18 protein-coding genes and 1 tRNA gene are annotated in these 23,771 nt (G+C 69.2%); 7 read left to right on the top strand and 12 right to left on the bottom strand.

Features of this window, described 5'->3' with window-relative positions; all coding sequences use genetic code 11:
* The first annotated feature begins 5 nt into the window (after positions 1-5).
* Together NG1_RS17835 and bla are read left to right on the top strand one after the other, a co-directional pair.
* Entirely contained in the window at positions 6-1,478 is a 1,473-nt protein-coding gene (locus NG1_RS17835; RefSeq protein WP_062972264.1) for a catalase, read from the top strand.
* 104 nt (positions 1,479-1,582) lie between these two features.
* Entirely contained in the window at positions 1,583-2,497 is a 915-nt protein-coding gene (bla, locus tag NG1_RS17830) for a class A beta-lactamase (protein ID WP_062972262.1), read from the top strand.
* 126 nt (positions 2,498-2,623) lie between these two features.
* Here bla and NG1_RS36765 read toward each other — a convergent pair whose 3' ends face one another.
* Positions 2,624-2,761: a hypothetical protein gene (locus tag NG1_RS36765; protein WP_157114101.1), complete on the bottom strand. Its 138-nt coding sequence runs from the start codon at positions 2,759-2,761 to the stop codon at positions 2,624-2,626.
* A 417-nt stretch (positions 2,762-3,178) separates the two neighbouring features.
* Here NG1_RS36765 and NG1_RS17825 point away from each other — a divergent pair, with 417 nt between their 5' ends.
* Entirely contained in the window at positions 3,179-4,405 is a 1,227-nt protein-coding gene (locus tag NG1_RS17825) for a cytochrome P450 (RefSeq protein WP_062972260.1), read from the top strand.
* 146 nt (positions 4,406-4,551) lie between these two features.
* Positions 4,552-5,142 carry a TetR/AcrR family transcriptional regulator gene (locus NG1_RS17820; RefSeq protein WP_062972258.1) on the top strand — a complete coding sequence of 197 codons (591 nt, stop codon included), beginning with the start codon at positions 4,552-4,554 and terminating at the stop codon, positions 5,140-5,142.
* A 66-nt stretch (positions 5,143-5,208) separates the two neighbouring features.
* Here NG1_RS17820 and NG1_RS17815 read toward each other — a convergent pair whose 3' ends face one another.
* From NG1_RS17815 to NG1_RS17800, 4 genes are all read right to left on the bottom strand, one after another.
* A complete protein-coding gene (locus tag NG1_RS17815; protein WP_062972256.1) occupies positions 5,209-6,438 on the bottom strand; it encodes an FAD-dependent monooxygenase in 1,230 nt (409 codons plus the stop codon).
* A gap of 161 nt (positions 6,439-6,599) precedes the next feature.
* A complete protein-coding gene (atzF, locus tag NG1_RS17810; RefSeq protein ID WP_062972254.1) occupies positions 6,600-8,327 on the bottom strand; it encodes an allophanate hydrolase in 1,728 nt (575 codons plus the stop codon).
* Positions 8,328-11,876: an urea carboxylase gene (uca, locus tag NG1_RS17805; protein WP_062972424.1), complete on the bottom strand. Its 3,549-nt coding sequence runs from the start codon at positions 11,874-11,876 to the stop codon at positions 8,328-8,330.
* Positions 11,877-11,948: 72 nt separating this feature from the next.
* Entirely contained in the window at positions 11,949-12,656 is a 708-nt protein-coding gene (locus tag NG1_RS17800; protein WP_062972252.1) for a GntR family transcriptional regulator, read from the bottom strand.
* A 203-nt stretch (positions 12,657-12,859) separates the two neighbouring features.
* On the opposite strand from NG1_RS17800, the gene NG1_RS17795 reads away from it, so the two are divergent.
* Entirely contained in the window at positions 12,860-13,318 is a 459-nt protein-coding gene (locus tag NG1_RS17795) for a hypothetical protein (protein ID WP_062972250.1), read from the top strand.
* 41 nt (positions 13,319-13,359) lie between these two features.
* Here the strand turns inward: NG1_RS17795 and NG1_RS17790 are convergent, their stop codons facing one another.
* The 4 genes from NG1_RS17790 to NG1_RS17775 all read right to left on the bottom strand — a co-directional run bounded on the left by NG1_RS17790 (position 13,360) and on the right by NG1_RS17775 (position 17,332).
* A complete protein-coding gene (locus NG1_RS17790) occupies positions 13,360-14,082 on the bottom strand; it encodes an SDR family NAD(P)-dependent oxidoreductase (RefSeq protein ID WP_062972248.1) in 723 nt (240 codons plus the stop codon).
* 480 nt (positions 14,083-14,562) lie between these two features.
* Positions 14,563-14,636: transfer RNA gene (locus NG1_RS17785), tRNA-Pro, on the bottom strand.
* Positions 14,637-14,696: 60 nt separating this feature from the next.
* On the bottom strand, positions 14,697-15,710 hold the full coding sequence (locus tag NG1_RS17780) for a DUF8017 domain-containing protein (protein WP_157114100.1): 1,014 nt from the start codon (positions 15,708-15,710) through the stop codon (positions 14,697-14,699).
* A 659-nt stretch (positions 15,711-16,369) separates the two neighbouring features.
* A complete protein-coding gene (locus NG1_RS17775) occupies positions 16,370-17,332 on the bottom strand; it encodes a metallophosphoesterase (RefSeq protein ID WP_062972244.1) in 963 nt (320 codons plus the stop codon).
* Positions 17,333-17,465: 133 nt separating this feature from the next.
* Here NG1_RS17775 and NG1_RS17770 point away from each other — a divergent pair, with 133 nt between their 5' ends.
* Positions 17,466-17,930 carry a GatB/YqeY domain-containing protein gene (locus NG1_RS17770; protein ID WP_040864453.1) on the top strand — a complete coding sequence of 155 codons (465 nt, stop codon included), beginning with the start codon at positions 17,466-17,468 and terminating at the stop codon, positions 17,928-17,930.
* 55 nt (positions 17,931-17,985) lie between these two features.
* On the opposite strand, the gene NG1_RS17765 is transcribed toward NG1_RS17770, so the two are convergent.
* Entirely contained in the window at positions 17,986-20,355 is a 2,370-nt protein-coding gene (locus tag NG1_RS17765) for a penicillin-binding protein (protein ID WP_062972242.1), read from the bottom strand.
* Positions 20,356-20,722: 367 nt separating this feature from the next.
* Between NG1_RS17765 and NG1_RS17760 the strand changes: the two genes are divergently transcribed.
* Positions 20,723-21,046, top strand: coding sequence for a WhiB family transcriptional regulator (locus tag NG1_RS17760; protein WP_014981178.1), 324 nt, complete (start codon positions 20,723-20,725; stop codon positions 21,044-21,046).
* A gap of 94 nt (positions 21,047-21,140) precedes the next feature.
* On the opposite strand, the gene bagB is transcribed toward NG1_RS17760, so the two are convergent.
* Together bagB and bagA are read right to left on the bottom strand one after the other, a co-directional pair.
* Entirely contained in the window at positions 21,141-22,280 is a 1,140-nt protein-coding gene (bagB, locus tag NG1_RS17755) for an ATPase BagB (protein ID WP_062972240.1), read from the bottom strand.
* Entirely contained in the window at positions 22,277-23,314 is a 1,038-nt protein-coding gene (gene bagA / locus NG1_RS17750; protein WP_062972237.1) for an ATPase BagA, read from the bottom strand. Before bagA ends, bagB begins: the two co-directional genes overlap by 4 nt.
* Positions 23,315-23,771: the final 457 nt, after the last annotated feature.

Below are 23,771 nucleotides of genomic sequence, written 5' to 3'. Positions count from 1 at the left end.
GTCCGATGACCGAGCCGACCACCACGAACACCGGTATCCCGGTAGAGAGCGACGACGAATCGCTCACCGCGGGCGCACAAGGCCCGATCCTGCTGCACGACCACTACCTCATCGAGAAGCTCGCCCAGTTCAACCGGGAACGGGTGCCGGAACGCATCGTGCACGCCAAAGGCGCGGGCGCTTACGGCGAACTGGTCGTGACCAACGACGTCAGCAGGTACACCAAGGCGAAACTGTTCCAGCCCGGCGCGCGCACGGAGTCGCTGGCGCGGTTCTCCACCGTGGCCGGTGAGCAGGGCAGCCCGGACACCTGGCGTGACCCGCGCGGATTCGCGGTGAAGTTCTACACCGAGGACGGCAACTACGACCTCGTCGGCAACAACACGCCCGTCTTCTTCATCAAGGACCCGATCAAGTTCCCCGACTTCATCCGGTCGCAGAAGCGCCTGCCCGGCAACGGTCTTCGCGATCACAACATGCAGTGGGATTTCTGGACCCTTCGCCCGGAGAGCGCGCATCAGGTGACCTGGCTGATGGGCGATCGCGGCATCCCGAAGACCTACCGGCACATGAACGGTTACGGATCGCACACTTATCAGTGGATCAACGCCGCGGGCGAGCGCTTTTGGGTCAAGTACCACTTCAAGACCGACCAGGGCATCGAATACCTGACCCAGGCCGACGCCGACCGGATCGCGGGCGAGGACGCCGATTACCACCGCAAGGACCTGTGGGAGGCGATCGAGCGCGGCGACTTCCCGAGCTGGACGGTGTACGTACAGGTCATGCCGGTCGCGGAGGCGGAAGGCTACCGGTTCAACCCGTTCGACCTGACCAAGGTGTGGTCGCACAAGGACTACCCCTTGCTCGAAGTCGGCAAGTGGACGCTGAACCGCAACCCGCGCAACTACTTCGTCGATATCGAGCAGGCCGCGTTCGAGCCGTCGAATGTGGTTCCCGGCATCGGCTTCTCGCCGGACAAGATGCTGCTCGGCCGCGTCTTCGCCTACGCGGACGCGCACCGCTACCGCATCGGCACCAACTACGCGCAGTTGCCGCCGAACCAGGCCAGGGCGGCGGAGGTGAACTCCTACTCCAAGGAGGGCGCCATGCGGTACCACTACAACGAGCCGAATGTGCCGGTGTACGCGCCGAATTCGTTCGGTGGGCCGCACGCCGCCCCCGAGCGGGCGCCCGACGGCGGAATCTGGGACTTCGACCCGGCCATCGTGCGGGCAGGCTACCTGCGGCACGCCGAGGACGGTGACTTCACCCAGGCGGGCACCCTGGTCCGCGAGGTGCTCGACGACGCGCAACGCGAGCGGCTGGTGCGCAACATCGTCGGCCACGTGCTCGGCGGTGTGCGGGAACCGGTGCTCGGCCGGGTTTTCGAGTACTGGAAGAACGTGGACGCCGACCTCGGCAAGCGGGTCGAGGAGGGCGTGCGCGCCGGGCTCGACGACAGCTCGCAGGGCTGAGCGCCCGCATCGAAGGCAGGTGTGCGTCATCGGCGCGCGCCTGCCTTCGGCGTGTCCGGCCGATCCTGTTTGCCCGGTAGGTGCCCGGGTGCCAGAGTGATGGCATGTCTCGGCTGACACGCGACCACCGGGTGGCGCTCGCCGCCGCATTGGCTCTGCTGGCCGGTTGCGGCACGGGCACGGATGCGGCGCAGCCGGGTTCGATCACATCCAGCGTCCAAGTAAGTCCCGCCGCGAGCACGAGCGTGGCGGACCTGGAGGCTCGCTACGGCGCGCAGATCGGGCTGTTCGCGGTGGACACCGGCACCGGCAGGACGGTGACCCACCGCGCCGACGAGCGTTTCCCGTTCCTGTCCACCTTCAAGGCGCTCGCGGCGGCCGCCCTGCTGCGATCGCATCCGCTCGACACGGGATATTTCGATCGAGTGATCCGGTTCGACGAAGCGGATCTGGTCGAGCACTCGCCGGTGACCAGTGCGGGAGTGGTCGACGGGATGACCCTGGCGCGAGTGGCCGAGGCCGCGATCACCCGGAGCGACAACACCGCGGGCAACCTGTTGCTGCGCGAGATCGGCGGGCCTGAGGGGCTCACGGCATTCCTTCGCACGCTCGGCGATCCGGCGAGCAGGCTCGACCGCTGGGAAACGGAACTCAACACCGCGATCCCCGGTGACGAGCGGGACACCACCACGCCCGCCGCGCTGGCGGCGGACTACCGCGCTTCGGCGCTGGGCGACGCGCTCGGCGCGCCCGAACGCGATCAGCTGGTGGCCTGGCTGAAGGCGAACACCACCGGCGGCGAACGCATCCGCGCGGGGTTGCCCGCGAACTGGGTGACCGGCGACAAGACCGGCACCGGCTCCTACGGCTCGGCCAACGACGTCGCGATCGTCTGGCCCGAGGGTGGCCGGGCGCCGATCGTGATCGCGATCATGAGCCGCAAGTCCGACGCGGACGCCGAGGCGAACAGCGACTTGCTGGTGGAAGTGACGAAGGTAGCCGTAGAACGTCTGCGGTGACCCACGGCGCCCGCCCCATCGAACCGATCGGCATCGCAGGCTGCGCGCTTCCGTCGCCGCGGTGCGCCGGACTTTCGCGGGGACTGTAGTGGACCTGGCCGGGTTCGGGCGGCCAGGTTCGTACACCTACAGCAGGCCCCACCAGTACAGCAGGCTGGCCAGAATCCAGACCACCACGGTTTCCATCGTCGCTCCCAATCGTTCGGCGCACTCGTCACCATCATCCCGCGATCCGGCCCCGCGCGGTAGGAGCTTGCCGGGCACCGCTTGGTAAAGGTGCGCTCACCTGCGGTTTCGATCTTGCAAGGTCTTCTTAAGTGCGTGCCAAGCGCCGGCCTGCATTGTTTGTCTCGCGGGAGGAACAAGCCCAGCACCGAAGGTGCGAACCGGGGAACGACCTGTCTCGAGGGGTGACAGGCCGGACCTCGGGGGTGGTGTCCGCCGGGCCGGTCTACGAGGGGTGGCCGGCCCGGTGGACGCGGATGCGGAGCGGACGCTCGCACCGGCTCTTCCTGGAGCTGACCGGCAACGACACGGTGGTTGCCGCTGCCGAAGGTAACCGGTGGGTGGCGGCACCGGGTCCGCAGCGGAAAGGTGCGGCTGGGCTGGTCGCGAGGGCGGACAGCCCGCCTTCTGGAACCTGTTCTAGACAGATCCTTAGTTCTGTCTTACGGTCGATACATGGTGAACGTTGCGTATCGGTCGGCTCCAGTGTTCGAACTCCGTTCCGGCGCCACTTGGGCATCGCCTTGGGAGATGTACGGGGCGCTGCGTGAGCACGATCCGGTGCAGCACGTCGTGCCCGCGGCGCGCCCGGAGAACGACTACTGGGTGCTCACCCGGCACGAGCACGTGTACGCGGCGGCACGCGACAGCGAAACGTATTCCTCTCGCGACGGGCTGACGGTGGAATACGGCGAACTCGACGAACTCGGCCTGACCGACAACCCGCCGCTGGTGATGCAGGACCCGCCGCAGCACACCGACTTCCGCAAACTGGTCGCTCGCGGGTTCATCCCGCGTCAGGTCGAGGAAGTCGAGCCGGTGGTCCGCCGGTTCGTGCGCGACCGGCTCGACCACCTCGGGGCACAGGGCGGCGGTGACATCGTCGAGCAGCTGTTCAAGCCGCTGCCGAGCATGGTGGTGGCGTACTACCTCGGGGTGCCCGAACAGGACCGGGCGAAGTTCGACGGGTGGACCGACGCCGTCGTCGCGGGCAGCATCGACCGGACGAACACCAAGGCGCAGGCGGCGTCGGCGGAGATGATGGGTTACTTCGCCGGGCTGATCGAACGCAGGCGCTCCGATCCCGGCGACGACACGGTGTCACTGCTGGTCCAGGCGGGAATGGCGGCCGACGACACGGACGTGCGCGGGCTGATCCAAATCCTCGCCTACGCCTGGACCATGGTCGCGGGCGGCAACGACACCACCACGGGCCTGCTCGGCGGCGCCGTGCAACTGCTGCAACAGCACCCGGACCAGCGCGCCGCGCTCGCCGCGGAGCCGGACCGGATTCGCGTCGCGATCGAGGAGTTCGCCCGGCTCACCTCGCCGGTGCAAGGGTTGGCGCGAACCGCGACGCGCGATGTCGAACTGGCCGGGAAGACGGTGCGAGCGGGGCGGAAAGTGCTGCTGGTGTTCGGGTCCGCCAACCGCGACGAGCGGGCGTTCGGCGCGGACGCCGCCGAACTGGACATCGACCGGAACCCGCAGCGCATCCTCACCTTCGGGCACGGGCCGCACCACTGTCTCGGTGCGGCGGCGGCGCGGATGCAGGCCAGGGTCGCGCTCGAGGAGCTGCTCGATCGGTTCCCCGAGTACGTGGTCGACATCGACGCGGTCGAGTACGCGAGCGGTCCGTACGTTCGCAGGCCGACTACTGTGCCGTTCCGGTGCAGGGCCTGAGCGGCGAGGTGGCGCGACCCGGACCGCGCGCGTCGCCCGCGCCGCAGCGGGTGAACCCGGCGTCGGCGGGCCGGAGAACTCGGCGCGGCGGTCGGTACCGCTGTCGGAGTGGCGCCGCGGTGCGGTGAAGTAGGAGAGGACACGGCATGAGTGGCGATTGGCTGGCCGACGGCCGCACCGAGCTGGCCGGTGAGCGCATTCTCGACGCGGTGCGCGCGCTGTTCATCGACAAGGGCGTCAGCGGGGTCGGCATGGCCGAAGTCGCGGACGCCGCAGGCTGTTCCAGGGCGACGCTGTATCGCTACTTCGAGAATCGGCAGGCGCTGTATGTGGCCTTCGCGGGGCGGGAGGCGCGGCAGTTGATCGAGCGAGTCTGGCGCGACCGCGCGGCGCCCGCGGGCGCGGAGCCGGGGGAGCAGTTGCTCGACACGTTGACCGCGCTGCTCGCCGAGGTACGGAAAACGCCGCATCTGGCGGTCTGGTTCGAACCGTCCAACGCGGGCATCGTTGCCCAGCTGGCGAATTCGGCGGGCGTGGTGGACGCGCTGGCCACGGACTTCGTCGCCGGATTCCGCCCCGGGCTGCCCGCCGTCGCCGCCGAGCGCGTCGGTCGGTGGGTGGTGCGTGCGATGGTGTCGTTGCTGTCGCTGCCCGGTGCGGGGGAAGACGAGGAACGGGCGATGCTGCGCGACTTCGTGCTGCCGTTCCTGCTCGACGACCGGACGGTGATCGCCTGATCCGGCACGTCGTCGACCGGAGCCGCGCGGGACTCCGGTCGAAGCGCGAGCCCGCCGCGCGTGGGCTCAGACCGTCGCGGCCGAGTAGTCGGGCAGGTCGTAGCTCTCGGTCTTGCTCAACATCCGCATCATCACCGGGCGCATCGCCTTCGACATCATCAGCTTGCTGAGGGCGTGGCCCGCGCGGATGCCGAAGCGAGACTTGGGCGTCATAGCGTTCAGGCCGCCCGGCTGCAACTGCTGGGCCGTCTTCACGAAGGGGCGCAGCACTTCCTGGTAGCGGGCCAGGCCCCGGTCGGGGTTGTCGGCGTGCGCGGCCAGCTCACCGGCGAGGACGTACGCGCCCACCAGCGCCATCGCGGTTCCCTGGCCGGTGAGCGGTGAACCGCAGTAGCCCGCGTCGCCGAGCAGGACCACTCGGCCCTCGACCCAGCTCGGCATGTCGATCCGGGCCAACTCGTCGAAGTAGAAGTCCGGCGCCTCGGACACGGCCGCCGCGATGCGAGCCGATTCCCAGCCGCCGCCGGCCAGGCGGTCGCGGATGAACTGCTGCTGTGCGGCGACATCCCGGCGCAGCGCGGGATCGGCGGCCGCGCGGATCACGACGAGCGCCTTGCAGGTGGCCGGGTCGGCGTCCGGACGCATGCCCAGCCCGGTGGCGCCCACCAGCGAATGCATCGTGAACCAGTGCGGCTCCAGGTCTTCCGGGCGCGGCAGCGTGAAGAACGACATGTATCCGCCCAGGTACGTCGCGAACTGTTCCTCGGGGCCGAAGACCATCCGGCGGGTGGCGGAGTGCAGCCCGTCCGCGCCGATTACGATGTCGAACCGCTCGGTCGCACCGGAGGCGAAGGTGACGTCGACGCCCGCGTCGTCCTGCCGGATCTCGGTGATCCACTCGCCGTACCGGTAGTCGACGCCGCCTTCGGCGGCGAGCAGGTCGAGCAGCACCTGGTTGAGATCCCCACGGGTGATCTCGATTTCGGCGACCCCGCCCTTGCCGTCGAAGAGTTCGGCGGGCATGCGAAGGATCTCCCCGCCCGCGGCGTCCACGTACTTCATGCCGCGCTCGTCGAGCTGGTTCGCGCGGATGCCCGGCATCATGCCCATCCGCGCGGCCACCTCGCGACTGGGCCCGCGCAGGTCGACGGCCTGCCCGCCGGGCCGCGGCGCCGAGGCGCGCTCCACGACGGTGGCCCGGATGCCGGACCGGAGCAGTTGCAGCGCAACGGCATTGCCGCCGATGCCGCCGCCGGCGACGAGCACGCGGAGCTGGCTTACGGATTTGGCGTTCATGACTTTCCTCGACTCCCACTGGATTGACCAAATGTCTTAGACATATGTCTAACACAGACTGGCACAACTGTCTAGAACAAATGTCTAATCAGGTGGGCAGCGCAATGGCCCATGGCGGCGAGGAGCCCTCGCGGCCATGGGCCATCGGTGAAAAGCGCGACCTAGGAACGACGCTGGAGGTAGGTGCGCCAGCTCGCGAGATGGGTGATGTCGGTAGCGGCGCTCGCGGCATCGTAGGTGCAGGTGAAACCGACGACCTCGCGGCCGTCGGCGAGTTCGATGCTGGTCAGGGCCATGGGAGCGGGAAGCTCGGCGAGGAACGCACCCAACCCGGCGGCGGAGACGCGGAACAGTTCTCCCTCGATCGGGGCGCCGCGGCCCGGTCCGTGCCGCACCAGCCCCGGCTTGGGCGGCGTGGTGTCGAGAGCGGTCAGCCGGTAGGCGTCGGTGGTCCGGATCTCGCCGAGAAAGCGGGCGCCGAGTTGCTCGAGCTGGAAGTGCAGCGGCTGCCCACGCAGGTGTGCTCCGAAGACGGCGAGGTCGACACCGCGGTCGACCAGCAGCGGCGAGCTCTCCGAACCGAGCAGGCGGGCGGCGAGGTCGACGGCCACCTGATCGGCGAAGGCGGGGGTGACCAGCATGACTCCGAACGGCGCGCCGTCGGCGGTGGACGCGCCGGGGACGGCGACGGCGGCCATGTCCAGCAGATTGCAGAAATTGGTGTATGTGCCCATCCGCCGGTTGATTCCGATCGGATCGGCTCGCACCGCTGCGATGCTGGGGTGTTCGGTGGTCGTCGGCAGCAGCAGTGCGTCGAAGCCGTGCAGCAGTCCTGCGGCCGCCGCCTTCGCGCGGGCCAGCCGCTCGAGATCGGCGGCGAACGCCGTGCCGGTCTTCTCCCGCGCCGCGCCGATGATCGCGGTGACCGTGGGGTCGGCGCCCGCCGGAGCGGTGTCCAGGAACGCGCCCACCGCGGCATGACGTTCGGCGACGAGCGCACCGTCGTAGAGCAAGAGCGCGGCGTCGATCAGGACGGAGATGTCGATTTCCCCGGTCTTCGCGCCGATTTCGGCGACACCGGCGACGGTGCGGGCGAACGCTTCCCGATACGGCTCGCCGAGCGCGGTCAGGTCCTCCGGGCGCGGCACGGCGATGCGCGGCGCGAGCGGGGCTGCCAGCCGGACGTCGGCGGGCCAGGTCCGGCTGCGCGGGTCGCGCGGCTCGGGGCCCGCCATCACCGCGGCCGCGGACACCGCCGAGTCGAGGTCGGTGGCGAAGACCGTGACGGCGTCGTAATCGGCGCAGGCGGGCACGGTCCCATGCGCCGGGATCACTCCCAAGGTGGGCTTGATGCCGACGATCCCGTGCAGTGCCGCGGGCACGCGGCCGGACCCGGCTGTATCGGTGCCGATGCCGATGTCCGCGATGCCGAGCGCCACCGCGGCGGCGGAACCGGAACTGGAGCCACCCGCCACCAGCTCCGGATAGCGGGCGTTGCGCACCGCGCCGTACGGGCTGCGCGTCCCGACCAGCCCGGTGGCGAACTGATCCAGGTTCGTCTTTCCCAGCACCAGCGCCCCGGCCGCGAGCAATCGCTCGATCGCCGCCGCGGTCACCTCCGGCAGGTAGGCGAACTCCGGGCAGGCCGCAGTGGTCGGCAGCCCCGCCACATCGATGTTGTCCTTCACCGCCACCAGAACTCCGGCCAGCGGCAAGGACTCTCCGGCGGCGAGCCGCCGCGCAAGGGTGGCCGCTTCGGCGGCGACCTCGGATTCCGGTCGCAGGGTGATCCACACCTCCGGCCGATCGACCTCGGCGATCCGCCGATAGGCGGCCGCGACGCGATCGACGGGGTCGGCCGCCGTATTGCCTAGGACGCCTGCGGGCATTCAGTCGACTCCGATCACGATTAGTGGCGTCCCCGGCTCCACCTTGGCGCCGGGGGTGGTCAGTACCTTCAGCACGGTGCCCGCGCTCGGGCTGTGCACGGGCAGTTCGAGTTTCATCGCCTCCAGGACGGCCACCGGTGCACCGGCCTCGACCTGCTGACCTGGTTCGACTTCCACCCGCCAGACATTGCCGATCATCGGCGCCGACACCACGGTCGCGTCGGCGGGCAGCCCGGCGAGCGGGTTGTCGATCGGCGTGGCGACGGGCGCGACGGTGCTGCGTTCGAATTCGCCCGCCGCCCGCCACGCGTCCTTCTCCGCCTCGAACGCGGCGGCCTGCCCGGCCTCGAACTCGGCGATGGCGTCGGCCTCGGTGCGCAACAGGCGCAGGTGGTCGGCGAGCGCGAAACTGCCCTCGCTCACCTCGGCGTCGAACCTGCCCGCCTCGGCCGCGCGCCGGTACTCGAGCAACTGTTGCGCGCCGACCGGTTCCCAGACGATGCGATCGAAGAACCGGAACAGCCAGGGCGTGCCCGGTTCGAACGGCGCGGACTGCCGGTAGCTTGACCAGATCGGCACCGTGCGGCCGATCAGTTGATAGCCGCCCGGGGAGGCCATCCCGTAGACGCACAGGTACTTGCCGCCGATGCCGACGGCATCCGACGGGGTCCAGGTGCGCGCCGGATTGTATTTGGTGGTGACCAGGCGGTGCCGCGGATCCAGCGGAACCGCCAGCGGCGCACCGAGGTATACGTCTCCGAGTCCGAGCACCAGATACTCGGCGTCGAAGACGGTGGTGCGCACATCGTCCACGCAGGCGAGCCCGTTGATACGGCGGATGAACTCGATGTTCGACGGCAGCCATGGCGCGGTGTCGCGCACACCGCTGCGGTAACGGTCGATGGCTTCGGCGATGGACGGGTCGTCGAACGACAGCGGTAACCGGATGGTGCGGCTCGGCACCACCAGGTCGGTCGTGGCGGGCAGCTCGAGTTCGAGTTCGGTCAACGTGCCGAGCAGCCGATACAGCGGCAGCACCGCGGGGTCGAAGTGGATGTGCAGGGACCGGACGCCGGGCGTCACGTCGAGAATGCCGGGCAGCCGGACGCCGGCGAGGCTTTCGGCCAGCGCGTGCACCCGCATGCGCAGCCCGAGATCGAGCACCATCTCGCCGTATTCGACCAGGATGTTGTCGTCCCCGGCGCGCAGGTACCGCACCCGCGGACGGTCCCGCGACGCGTCGAGTCCGCCGAGAACACCGCGATCACGCAGGGCCGCAGCAGCATTGGTGACCAGATCCGGCACGCGACCGCCACCGGACGAACGCAACGCGGCCGCCTTGTCGTCGTCGACCGGCACGAACCGCACCGAGTCGCCGGGACGCAACTGTCCCATCCGCCAGCGATGCGCGGACACCACCGTCAGCGGGCAGGCGAATCCGCCGAGGCTCGGGCCGTCGGGTCCGAGCAGGATGGGCGTGTCACCGGAGACGTTCAGCGCGCCCACGCTGTAGGGGTTGTCGTGCAGGTTGGACGGGTGCAGCCCGGCCTCGCCGCCATCGGTGCGCGACCAGGCCGGTTTCGGGCCCTCCAAGCGGATGCCGGTGCGATTGGCGTGGCTGCCGACCCGCCACGGGTGCGTGCAGAACTGGATCATGTCGGCGTCGGTGAAGTACGCGGAGGTCTGCGGGCCGACGCCTACCGCGAGCTGCCACTCGTGGGTGAAACCGGGCCGCTCATCCGGCGGCACCGCGGCGGGAGAGCCGAGTGCGCTCGCGTCGACCGGGGCGATGCCGAGCACGTCGCCGGTGGTTACGGCGCTACCGGTCACCCCGCCGAATCCGCCGAGGGTGAAGGTGGCCGCGCTGCCGTGATAGAGCGGCGCGTCGATACCGCCGCGCACCGCCAGATAGGTGCGCAGGCCGGTGTCGGTGGGTGCGCCGATGTCCAGCACCGCGCCCGCGGCCACCCTGACGGGCTCCCACATGGACACCGAGCGACCGTCCACGGTCACCGGAGCAGGCGCACCGGTCACGCACACGAGGGTGGTATCGGAGAACCGCAATCGGGGGCCCTCCAGGGTGCATTCGAGCGCGGGGGCCCCGGCCGGGTTGCCGACCGCGGTGTTGGCGAGGGTGAAGGAGAGGTCGTCCATCGGGCCGGACGGCGGTATGCCGACGTTCCACAGGCCGATCCGACCGGGGTGGTCCTGCACCGTGGTCATGGTCCCGCCGCGCAGAACGTCGATGCGTCGGCCGACCGGGCGGATCTCGGCCACCGTGGTGGTGGTGTGCTCGGTGCGCAGGACCCGGCCTTCGGCCGTGGCCTGGCGCAGCTGCGGCAGGTTCGTCTGCACGCCGTAGATCCGCGTGGCGGCGAGCGCGGTGCGCAGCGCGGCGAAGGCGTCCGCTCGGCTCTCGCCCGCGCTGATCACCTTCGCCAGCAACGGGTCGTAATACGGGCTGACCTCAGAACCGGTGTCGACCCACGTGTCCACCCGTACGTCGTCCGGGAAGCGCGCGGCCGTGATCAGGCCCGCGCTGGGGCGGTAATCGTGGCCGGGATCTTCCGCGTAGACGCGGGCTTCCACCGCGTGACCGGTGATCGCAGGACCGCTCTCGGGCAGTTCGTCCACCATCGAGGTGTCCCCGCCTGCCAGGCGCAGCATCCACTCCACCAGATCGACGCCGGTGACCGCCTCGGTGACCGGATGTTCCACCTGCAAGCGGGTGTTCATCTCCAGGAACGACGCGGCTCCGTTGTCGGCGTCGTAGACGAATTCCACCGTCCCGGCCGAGCGGTACCCGACCGAGCGGGCGAGTTCCCGGGACGCGGCGAGCAGGCGCTCCGACAGTTGCGCGGGGAGTCCCGGCGCGGGCGCCTCCTCGATCACCTTCTGGTTGCGGCGTTGCAGCGAGCAGTCCCTGGTGCCGAGGCTGACGACGCGGCCGTGGCCGTCACCGAACAACTGCACTTCGACGTGCCTGGCCCGCGCGACGAAACGCTCCAGGAAGACGCCCGCCGAACCGAAGTTCGCCGCCGCGATGCGCTGCACGCGCTCGTAGGCCGCGCGCACCTCGTCCGGGCCGAAGCAAGCCTGCATGCCGATGCCGCCACCGCCGCCGACCGCCTTGAGCATCACGGGAAAGCCGATCCGCTCCGCCTCCGCCACCGCGTGATCGGCCGCTTCGAGCAGGTCACTGCCCGGAATGAGCGGTACGCCGACCGCACGCGCCGCCGTACGGGCGGTGTGCTTGTCGCCGAAGACGCGCAGCTGCTCGGCAGTGGGTCCGACGAACGCGATGCCCGCCTCCTCCACCACCGTGGCGAACTCCGCGTTCTCCGAGAGGAATCCGTAGCCGGGATGAATGGCCCCGGCCCCGGTCGCCAGCGCCGCGTCGACCACCAAGTCGGCGCGCAAGTATGACTCCGCGGCCGGGCCAGGACCCAGACGCACGGCGACGTCGGCCATCTCGACGTGCGCCGCCCCGACATCCGCGTCGGAGTACACCGCGACCGTCTTCAGCCCGAGTGCCCGGGCGCTACGCATGATGCGGCACGCGATCTCGCCGCGGTTCGCGACGAGCACCGCATCGAATTCCAGCCCCACTACCGCTCCCCGCTAATCCGTGGCCAGCGACATCGCCGCGATCGCACGGGTGACCCGTTCGAGCACCACGTCCAGCGATTCACCGATGTGCGTGTGCAACAGCCGATACGCCAGCGGGAGATCGTCCGCCAGCACGGCGTCGAGGATGCCCAGATGCTCGGCGATGGTGGTCTCGATCCGGTTGTTGACCATGAAGTCGTACATGCGCACGTGACGGATGCGGGAATTCACCGCTTTGAGTGCCCGCACCATCTCGGTGTTGCCCGCCGCGGTGAGCAGCGTGACGTGGAATTCCTCATCGCGCACCACGAAACCTGGCTCCTGTTCCGGTGGGTCGGCGCGCAGCTCCAGCCAGGCGGCGCGCTCGGATTCCAGCAGCTCCCGGTCGTGCGCGACCGCGGGATTGGTCATCGCGCGCTGAAGACCGCCCAGTTCCAGGGTGATTCGCAACTCGTACAGGTCCCGGATCAGCGGAATGCTCGGCCGGACCGGACTGAAGCCGTATTCTTCGCGTTGCAGCAGTCCGTCCGAGCACAGGACGGTCAGCGCTTCGCGGATCGGCGTGCGCGAAATGCCGAATCGCGCGGAGAGTTTCGGCTCGGTCAGACGTTCGCCGAACTTGATGTCCCCGTTCATGAGCTCGCTGCGCAGTGCCTCGTACACCACGTCGCGCAGGGATTTGCCCGCCGCGTCCGCCAGGGTCGCTATCCGTGTCGACATGGCTGTATACGCTATTGACCTCGCATGTCGATGGGGTGTCCGTAAGTTATCGCCGCGTTAGCGTCTGCTCACCGCGCCGTGCGTGGCGCGGTGCCCGGACGACCGGTCGGTGGGGCCCGGCGAAACGGAATCCCGTCCCGGTTCGACAGACTCAGCAGAGTCATCGGACCGGTTGTCCATCAGCGAAGCAACAGGGAGACAATATGAAGCGCAGCACGAAGTTCGCCGGAGCGCTCGCCGCGGTGGCGGCGGCGCCGATCCTCGCGGCCGGTAACGCCCAAGCGGACGCGGGCACGGTCTACTTTTCGGTGGGCAGCACGAACTGCGCGATCTTCGCGAACGGCTCGCTCGGATGTGATCTCGCCTCTCCCATGTATATGAGCTACTACATCGGCGACACGTACGTGCCGGTGCCGGTGCCGGTAAACGAAATCGCGATCGACCAGCCCTGGCTGCCCGCGCATCCCACCTTCGATCCGGGCACGCCGTACACCCTGCCAGGTGGCAATCCTCGCATCGACGACGTGAAGACCGGCTCGGGACCGTGGGGTCCGATCATCGAGCACGCCGGAGCGTCGTGCCAGGTCGGTTTCCACGGCAGCTTCACCTGCCAGGCGCTGGGCCGGGGCTTCAGTACCTACGGCAGCACGATCGTCGCCTGACCGTCCTGCGGCGCGCTCGCTGCGGCGGGCGCGCCGCAGGGCTAGCGGCCGCCGGTGCCGTTGAGCCGGATCACCTGCGCGTTCACCGTGCTCGCCCCGGCGCCGGCCAGATAGGCGACCACCGCGCCCGGCTCGGCCGGCTCGAGCGCGGCGAGGGCGGTCTCGAGTTCCGCGTTGTCGGTCGTGCCGACGCCGTAGCTGACCGTGTTGACGGTGATCCGCCGCGGCACGAAGTCCGGGGCCACGGCCTGGCCGAGCTGCTCGACCGCGCCGCGCGTCGCGTCGTGCACCGCGCTGCCCGGGTCCGCGGGATCGCAGACCGTGATGATCCGGCCCTCGTCGGCCAAACGCTGCAAGGCCAGCTGCAGGCCGTGGAACACGCCCTTCACCGTCGCCGCGAAAGCGCTGTCGAACGCCTCCGAGCTGAGCTTCGGGAACGGCTCGGACTCCGGTACCGCCGCGGTGTTGACCAGCACGTGCCAGCCGCCGCATTCGTCGAGCAGCGCCTGCACCAGTTCCTCGTACTCACCGCGATCGGCGATGTCCGCCGCCAGTGCCAGCGCCGAGCCGCCTGCCTCGGTGATCTCCTTCACCACGTCCGCGGCGGGCTCGGGAAAGTGCGGATGGTGCACCACGACCTGTGCACCCTGCGCGGCAAGCGTTTTCGCGATCGACCGGCCGATTCCGGTGTAGGCCGCCGTAACCAGGGCGGTCTTCCCGGACAGCGGTTTGTCCGCGGGCACGCTATCGGCGGGCTTGCTCATCTGCCGACCTTTCGTCGATTGCGGAAATAAGTATCCAGCGATGATATTCCCGCATACCAGCGGTCCAACCTACGACGGACCGCCGACCGTCATCGTGTCGGGTTCGTCGGCAATGGCGAGCGGCCGCAGTGGCCGCGCGACGGGCAGCGCCCAAGTCCGGTCGCGCGCAGGCCTGCATGGTGCCGGGCCTACGCATCCGGATCGGCCCACCTCACTAAAGCTGCTGGTGCACAGACGAATTCGGGCCAGCGCGGGTAGCTATGCGTCGGTGAACGGGTCGTCCGCCATTGCGGACATCGGATCGACGCGGTGTCGGCGCGGGTAGGAGCGTCGTCACGGCGAACCCCATTCTGTCGCGGGTGGCGTTCGACCCTGCTTTTCGCTGCCCTCCGGCATCGGCGTCGCCACCGCTGCCTCGATAACGAGGAAGGCCCCCGACCGTGAACCGGTCAGGGGCCTTCCCGTCGTCTCAACCACGAGTCGGGGTGACAGGATTTGAACCTGCGACCTCTTCGTCCCGAACGAAGCGCGCTACCAAGCTGCGCCACACCCCGTGAAGTGGACCTGGAGTAGCTTACAACAGGGCGGCCCGAGACGTTAAACCGGCAGGTCAGTCAGCCTGCGAGGGGGCGGATGCTGGTGAAGATGCGCTTGGCGGTGTCGGCGTCGATGGCGTGCGGTACGCCGGTGTCGGCGGCGATCACCATGACGAAGTTCCCGTTGTCGTTGGGGAACGCCGCGGTGTACACGGAGTACGCCTTCGCGCAGCCGGGCTTGGCGTCGGTGACGGTGCCCTTGGTCTCCACGAACATGCCGTGCTGGGAGCCGTCCAGCGAAGCCAGCGGCATGGGCAGAGCGGGTGTGCCGCCGGGCGTCGCCTTATAGGCGAGTGTGGCGGTCTTGACGCCGAGTTCGGTGGCCGCTTTTCCCGGGTCGGAGGTCCCCGAGCCGGTGAGGAAGGCGACGGTGCGGGTCGATCCGGGGCAGTAGCCCTTGCCCTCGCTGGCCAGGCCTTTACCCGCGACGGCGTTCGGGGGCTCGCCGAAGCCGCCGATGGTGCCTTGCGGCGCGATCGTCCAGTCGCCGGGCACGTCGTAGGCTGCGCCGCTGTCGGGTGCTCTGACGACCTGATATCCGGGGATCACCGGTGTTTTGTCACCGGAGCCCCGCGCGGTCGTCGTGGGTGCCGCTTTGGTCGTGGTCCGGGTGGGCGCGTCCACCGTCGTGGTGGTGAGGGCGTTCACCATCGATGGAGCGGTGTCCCGAGCGGAATCATCGTCCGTCTTCATCGTGCTCAGGGCTACTATTCCGGCCACGAGACCGGCCACCAGCAACACCGCCAGGCCGGCCGACAGCACGAGCTTTCCTCGGCCGCTCCCGTTCGGATGGTTCGGTGGTGGTCCTCCGAATCCGCGCTGCGGACCGTAGCCGGACTGATACCGGCCATCCGGCGGCGTGCCGTACCGCACCGGGCCGCCTGCGGGTTGCCACTGCGAAGCCTGGACCGGCTGACCGAACGGACCGGCGCCCGGATAGCCGAGCTGGGGTGGCGCCTGGCCACCGGGGCCCGGCGTCCGGTTGCCGAAGGGGGCGGGCTGGTCGAGTGCGCCGAGCGGCTGTCCGAGCATCGTCGGATCGTTGCGCCCGTGGACGAGATCCGGCGGGGTCTGCCACTGGTCGGAGGGTGTCTGCCCGAGGGGTGGGGCCGACCTGGTGGGATCGTCGCGGCCCGGGGTCCCCGGCCGTCGGCTGACCCACTCGGCGAGCACGGTCGGCTCGGCCGGTGTGTGCGGCTGCGAGCCCGAGTCGCCGTCCGACAGCCGAGATGTCGGTGGGTCGCTCTGGACGCCGGGTTGCCACTGGAGTGTCGGGGCGGGCTCTCGGTTCGGCTGCCACTGCGTGGCTGGGTCGACCTGCCCCGGATCCAGCGGCCCGTCGCCGTCACCTGTCGCGGCTCCCGGTTGCCACGGGGACATCGGGGCAGGCCCGTTCGAGGTCGGCTGCTCCGGTGCGCCGCGCTGCCAAGGCGTGACAGGAGGGCGGGCCGGTTCGTCGTATCCGCTCGGCTGCCAGGGGGACCACTCTCGGGGGCTACCGGCTCCTGCCTCCGGTGGCCGGGCACCTGCGTCGTCTCCCGCCGGAGGAAACGCGGAATGCGGTGCGCGGAAGGGCTGTTGCCGGGGATCCGGCGGCCCGGCGGGCCGTCCCATGATCGTCGGGTCGTCGCGCCGGTCGTCGAATCCACTCACAGTTGTCCCCTACCTGCCACACGTCTCGGCAGGGGACCTTAGCGGGCGACGGCCTCCGATGCCGACACTCCGTGGCCCGTGTCGGCTCCCGGTCGCTTCGGCGGTGCGGCGACCAGCGTCAACAAGGTCGCCTCCGGACGGCAGCAGAAACGGTACGGCGCCCACGGGGAGGTGCCGACACCCGCGGAGACGTGCAACCGGGTGTGCTCGCCCCACTTCGAGGAACCCTTCACCCGGGACCGGTCGATTCCGCAGTTGGTGACCAGCGCGCCGTAGCCGGGCAGGCACAACTGGCCGCCATGGGTGTGCCCGGCCAGCACCAAGTCGTACCCGTCCTCGGCGAAGCGGTCCAGCACTCGGGGCTCGGGGGAGTGGGTGAGGCCGAGCCGCAGATCGGCCAGCGGGTTCGGGGCGCCTGCGACGGTGTCGTACCGGTCGCGCTGCAGGTGCGGATCGTCCACGCCGGCGGTGGCGATGCGGATACCGGCCACCTCGAGGTCGCGGCGCACGTGTGTCAGGTCGAGCCAGCCGCGCTCGGTGAAGGCCGCGCGCAGGTCTTTCCACGGCAGCGGAGCGCCGTAGGTGCGGCGGTGGTCCTTCTTGAAGTACTTCAGCGGGTTCTTCGCCACCGGCGCGAAATAGTCGTTGCTGCCGAAAACGAAAAGCCCCGGGCGGGAAAGCAATCCGCCGAGGGCCTGGACCACCGCGGGCACCGACTTCTGGTGCGAGAGATTGTCGCCGGTGTTGATCACCAGGTCCGGCTCCAGCCGGTCCAGTTCCCGCAGCCACTGCTGCTTGAGCTTCTGCCCGGGCGTCATGTGCAGGTCACTGAGGTGGAGCACCCGCAGCGACGACGACCCCGGCGCCAGCACAGGCATGGTCGCCTCCCGTAGGACGAAGGCGTTGCGTTCGACCAGCGAGGCGTAGCCGATTCCGGCCACCGCGGCCCCGGCGGCTCCCAGCGCGGTCGTGCGTACAGCAGAGGTCGAGATCACGGGCATTTGCCCAGCATAGGTGACCTCGCTCAGGAGCGCCGAGTGTGTTTCCGCACAAGCGCCCCTTTTCTCGGCGGGAAATCGGGCCGCGCGGCAAATGTAGTGGGACCACCGCCCCGGAGCCGCTACCGTGAGCGGCATGTCGGAACTCAAATCGCAGCTGCGAGCGGATCTCACCGCCGCGATGAAAGCCAAGGACACGCTGCGCCTTTCCACGTTGCGGATGTTGCTGTCGGCGATCCAGACCGCCGAGGTCGCCGGCACCCAGGCGCGTGAGCTCACCGACGCCGAGGTCGTCTCCGTGCTGCAGAAGGAGTCGAAGAAGCGCAGCGAATCCGCCGAGGTATACACGCAGGCCGGGCGCGGCGAATTGGCGGCGAACGAGCACGCCGAGGCGCGCATCATCGACGAGTATCTGCCGACCCAGTTGACCGACGCCGAAGTCGCCGACCTCGCCGACACCGCCATCGCACAGGTCGCCGAGGAGATCGGCGAGCGTCCCGGCATGCGTCAGATGGGGCAGGTCATGAAGATCGCCACCGGGCTCGCCGCGGGCAAGGCCGACGGCTCGCGCATTTCGGCCGCAGTGAAGGCGCGGCTGTAGGACCGCGACGAGAAAAGGGGCCGCGAACCGTGTGGTTCGCGGCCCCTTTCTCCTGTCAGCGCGGGATCGGAATCGGAATCGGGATCGGTGGCAGCTGCGGCGGTAGCGGCAGTCCCGGGATGCCCGGCGGCGGGGCGGGCGGCCCGGGCGGCGGCGCGGCCCGGACGGTGCCGTCGCTGATGTACAGCGTGATCACCGAGCCGGGGATCGCCGATCCGTTCGGCGCGGTGCCCATCACGGTGCCCTTGGGGCGATCGCCCGCCCCGGTCACCGGCGACACCTGGAAGCCTGCGGCCACCAGCGCCGCGGTGGCCTCGCCCTGGGTCTTGCCGACGACATCGGGCACCTGCGCGTTGTTCGCGCCGCGCACGTACTTGTCGTCCAGCGGGGGCAACCCGGGCGGCGGGAACAGCGGTATCACCGGTTTGATCGCGTTGAACCAGGTGCGAGCGGGCTCGTTACCGCCGAACAGGTTGCCGTCGCCGCAGTTGCGCAGCGGGAACGAGCAGATCTCGCCGGGGGTGGGGCTGTCGCCGTAGGCGTAGACCGCGGCGGCCAGCGCGTTCGTGAAACCGAGGAAGGCCGAGGAGCGGTGACTCTCGGTCGTACCGGTCTTGCCCGACATCGGGAAATTCCAACCCACCGACTGGGCCGCGGCCGCCGCCGTGCCCGAAGTGTCGTCTTTGCTCATCGCGTTGGCCAGAGTATTGGCCAGGCCGGGCTCGACCACCTGCTCGCAGGCCTGCTGGGTCAGCGGCACCTGCTTGCCCTCGCGGTCGATGACCTCCTTGATCGGGTTCGGCGGGCACCACCGGCCGCCGGAACCCAGCGTCGCGGCCACGTTGGACAGCTCCAGCGGGTTGATCGCGACCGGGCCGAGGGTGAACGAGCCGAGGTTCTGGTCCTTGATCATGTCCGCCAGGCTCTGGTTGCCGTGGCCCGAGGTGCCCGCCTCGGTGAACGAGCGCATGCCGAGCCGGACCGCCATGTCGACGGTGGGGGTGACCCCGACGGCCTGGATCAACTTCACGAACGCGGTGTTCGGCGAGGTGGCCAGCGCCTCGGTCACCGACATGGGCGACTTGTACCGGCCCGCGTTCTCCACGCAGTAGGTGGCGGCCGGGCACCCGCGGGCGCCACCGTTACCCATGCCCTTGGCCTCGAACCGCCCAGGCACCTCGAGCTGGGCATCGATGCCGAGGCCCTTCTCCATGGCCGCGGCGGTGGTGAAGATCTTGAAGATGGAGCCGGCGCCGTCGCCGACCATGGAGTACGGCTGCGGCTGCACGGTCTCGCTGGCGTCCCGGTTCAGGCCGTAGGTGCGGCTGCTGGCCATCGCGAGCACCGGATGCGTGTCCTGCCCCGGCGCGACCACGGACATGACCTCCGCGATGTTGTCGAGGTTCGGGTTCGCCGCGTCGGTCACCGCTCGTTTCACCGAGTCCTGGACGGCGGGATCGAGGGTGGTCCTGATCAGGTAGCCACCCTTCTCGATCTGTTCGCGGCTGATGCCTGCGTTGGCCAGGTACTGCAGCGCGTAGTCGCAGAAGAAGCCGCGGTCGTTGGCCGCGATGCAGCCGCGCGGCAGGCCCTTGGGCTCCGGCAGCACGCCCAGCGGCTTGGTCTTCGCCTCGCGGAACTCCTCGTCGCGGCTGGGAATGTTCTGGATCATCGTGTCCAGCACCGTGTTGCGCCTGGCCAGCACGCCGTCCGGGTTGGTGTAGGGGTTCAGCTTGGACGAGCTCTGCACCATGCCGGCCAGCATCGCGGCCTGTGAGACGTTCAGATCGGCCGCGTCGACGCCGAAGTAGGTCTTCGCGGCGTCCTGGATGCCGTAGGACGAGTTACCGAACGGGACGAGGTTGAGGTACCTGGTGAGGATCTCGTCCTTGGTCAGCTCCCGGTCCAGCGTGAGCGCCATCCGGATCTCCCGGATCTTGCGGGCCGGAGTGGTCTCGATGGCGGCGCGGCGCTCGGCGTCGGTCTTGGCCACCACCAGTAGCTGGAAGTTCTTCACGTACTGCTGATCCAGTGTCGAGGCGCCCTGCTGGACCTCGCCGCTGGCGCTGTTGGTGAGGAACGCGCGCAGCGTGCCCTGCCAGTCGACGCCCTCGTGGTCGGCGAAGCGACGGTCCTCGATGGACACGATCGCGAGTTTCATGTCGTTGGAGATCCGGTCGCTGGGGACCTCGAATCTGCGCTGCTCGTACAGCCAGGCGATCGGATTGCCCGCAGCGTCGACCATGGTCGAGACCGCGGGCGCCGTGCCCTCGACCAGCTCCGAGGAGACGTTGTCGACGGCGTCGGCGGCACGGTTGGAGACGAACCCGAAGCCGCCGGCGAGCGGGAACAACAACCCGGCGACGAGCACGGAGGCCAGCACGCAACTGCCGGCCAGCCGCGCGAGCGTATGTGTGATCGGCACGAAACAAGACTACGGGTTGCCATTCGAGCCTTCTTGGCGGCATTTGTCCGGAGGCCGTAACTGGTTGTTCGCGAACCGGAATGGGCGTGTCGCGCGATCGGGGGCGGCGTGTCGCATGAGGGCGCGTACGCAATCTGCCTGCCCGTCCAGTGCGTGCCCCGCTTTGCAGGGACGGACGTACCAAAAAATCTCGAGGTGGTCTTGCGCAAGCGCCATACCTTTACCTAGATTGAGAACCCAGTGTGATAGAGCTAACACTCAAAGTGGAATGTGGTGCACTTCGCAGCGGGGTTTGGGTGCTGCGCGGTGGCAACGCGATTCTGGAGCGCCGTTGACCCGGTGTTCGGACTGCAAAGGGGCACACCAAATGCACATGACAACCCCCATCGCTCGATTGGACGTGGAGCAGGCCGAAGCGAGGATCGCCTGGGTAGCCCAGGCCCGATGCAAGGAAGTGGATCCCGATCAGTTGTTCGTCCGCGGCGCGGCGCAGCGCAAAGCGGCGACGATCTGCAGGCACTGTCCCGTGCTCATGCAGTGTGGTGCCGACGCGCTGGACAACCGCGTCGAGTTCGGTGTGTGGGGCGGCATGACGGAACGGCAGCGTCGCGCCCTGTTGAAGCAGCATCCGGAAGTGACCTCGTGGGCCGACTTCTTCCAGGCCCAGCGCCAGCATCAAGTGGCGATGTAATCCGGCCACATCGAAACGGAGCCCGCGCGAGCGGGCTCAGTTTCGTTTCAGGAGCAATATTTCCGTTCGGAGCAATAGCGGATACGCCTAAGTATCAAGCGGTCGCGCGCGCCGTGCCGGTGAGCTGATCGCCCACGACGCGCAGCGCGTCGAGATCGGACACCTCGAACGGGAGCGCGGTGACCGACACGATCGGCACCCGCGGATGCGCGCCGGTGAAGCGGTGCAGCAGATGCTGCTCGCGTTTATCGGTGACGACCCGGCGGGCGTGCACCCGCAACACCGCCGCGGTGCGCGGATCGGAATCCGCCACCTGGTCGGCGGCGGTGAGCGCGTGATCGGCGGGCAGCGAACTCAGCACCGGATGGGTGCGGTTGAGCACCAGCCCCGCCAGCGGCATCCGCTCGGTGGAGAGGCGGTCGACGAAGAACGAGGCCTCCCGCAGCGCGTCCGGTTCCGGCGCCGCCACCACGAGGAAGTGCGTACCCGGCTTCGACAGCATGGCGAAGGTCCGCTCGGCCCGCTCCTGGAAGCCGCCGAACAGCGACTCGAGGGATTGCAGGAAGTTCGACGCGTCCTTGAGCATCTGCCCACCGACGACGGTGGACACACCCCGCACCGCCAGGCTCATCGCGCCGGTCACGAGACGGGTCACGCCCCGGCCGGGCGCCATGATCACCCGGATCATGCGGCCGTTGAGGAAGTTGCCCAGCCGCTTGGGAGCATCCAGGAAGTCGAGGGCGTTGCGCGAAGGCGGGGTGTCGACCACGATCAGGTCCCACTCGCCCCGGTGGGCCAGCTGCCCCAGCTTCTCCATCGCCATGTATTCCTGTGTGCCGCCGAAGGAGGAGGCGACCGTTTGATAGAAGGGGTTGGCGAAGATCTGCTCCGCCTTCTCCCCGCTGGTGTGCTCGAGCACCATGTCGTCGAAGGTGCGGCGCATGTTGAGCATCATCGCGTGCAGTTCGCCCTTGGCCTCGGGGCCCAGCGCCACCCGCTGCGGGTTGTTGCCGAGGTCGGCGACGCCCAGTGACTGGGCCAGCCTGCGCGCGGGGTCGATGGTGAGCACCACGACCTTGCGGCCTTCCTCGGCGGCGCGCAGCGCGAGGGCGGCGGCGGTGGTGGTCTTGCCGACGCCACCGGAGCCGCAGCAGACCACAACCCGGGCGGACGGGTCGGCGATGATCCGCGAAATATCCAGCCGGGTAGCCGTGGGATGGGGCGGCGTGCTCATCGGACTCCCTGTGCGGTGAGGTGTTCGGCTAGTTCGTACAGTCCGCCCAGGTCCATCCCGTCCGGGAGGGCGGGCAGGTAGAGCCGGGAGATGTCGACCCTGGCCAGTTCCTCGGCGCTGTCGTCCTGTGCTTGCAGCGTGGCGGCGTGCTCGATCGTTTCGGTGAGCAGCCCGTCGAAGTCGCCGTCGGTGAGGGTGATGCCCGCGGAGGTGAGGCCCGCGCGGATGGCGTCGGCGTCCAGTTCGCCGCGAGCGGCCTGGGCGCCCAGTTCGGGCGGGAGCTGGCCTTCGGTCGCGCGGTTCACGATGACGGTGCCGATGCGCAGGTCGGCTGCGGTGAGTTCGGCGATCGCGTCGGCGGTCTCCTGCACCGGCAGCGCCTCCAGCAGCGTGACCAGGTGAATCATGGTCTGATCGGAGTGCAGCAGCTGCGACACGCCCTCGGCCTGCGAAGCGATCGGCCCGCCCTTGGCCACCTCGGCCATGGCCTTGGTGACGTCGAGGAAGCCGGCGATCCGGCCGGTGGGCGGTGCGTCGACCACGATTTCGTCGTAGACCCGCTTACCGGACTTGTCCACGCGAACCGCGCATTCCTTGATCTTGCCGGTCAGGATGACGTCGCGCAGACCGGGCGCGATCGTGGTGACGAACTCGATGGCCCCCATGCGGCGCATCGCGCGGCCCGCGAAGCCGAGGTTGTAGAACATGTCGAGGTATTCGAGGAAGGCGTGCTCGATGTCCAGCGCCAGCGCGACCACTTCGCCGCCGCCGTCGGCGGTGGCGATCCGTGTCTCGGTCGGCGGCAGCGGCGGCAGGTCGAACAGCTGCGCGATCGATTGTCTGCTCTCCACCTCGACCAACAGCACCCGGCGCCCGCCCGCGGCGAGCGCCAGGGCCAGCGCTGCGGCAACCGTCGACTTGCCCGTGCCTCCCTTGCCGGAGACGTAGTGCAAGCGGGCCTGCTCAGCGCGCTTCGGCCACCTTGTGTCCAGTCCCGGCTCCGCCGAAAGCGGCCCTGCAGTTGGTACTCCCACGATCGCGAGCCTATAACTGGTCCGCCACAGCGGGGCACCGGCCGTACCAGACGGGTGGGTCGCGCGGGCCGGTCTCAGCTCCTACCCCCGCACATCCACGACCACTCAGTACCGGTCCGCCCCGACGATCCGCTCCGAGCGCACGGCCAGTGTCCCGAGCGCGAATACCGACGCCCCCAACGCACCCCAACCATGTCTTTCGAGCGAAGCGAGCCCCGTGCATCCCCCGCTGACGTCGGCAAATCAACACAGCCCTCGCATGCGAGAGCGGCCGCACTTCCAGAGCAACCATCCCGTACCGGGCGGAGTGATGATCAACTCGCTCCAGCCGCATGCCCCGTGTCCGGCGCCCGAATGCCGACGCACCCAGCGCACCTCAACTCCCGGTTTCGAGCGAAGCGAGACCGAGCATCCGCCGTTCGCGGCCCGGCTCGCGTGTGCGCGGCCGTCGCGTCCG

Source organism: Nocardia gamkensis NBRC 108242 (assembly GCF_001612985.1).
In the GTDB taxonomy this organism is placed as follows: Bacteria; Actinomycetota; Actinomycetes; order Mycobacteriales; family Mycobacteriaceae; genus Nocardia; species Nocardia gamkensis.
The sequence above is the reverse complement of the archived record's forward strand: the minus strand, read 5'-3'. Positions and strand labels throughout refer to the sequence as shown.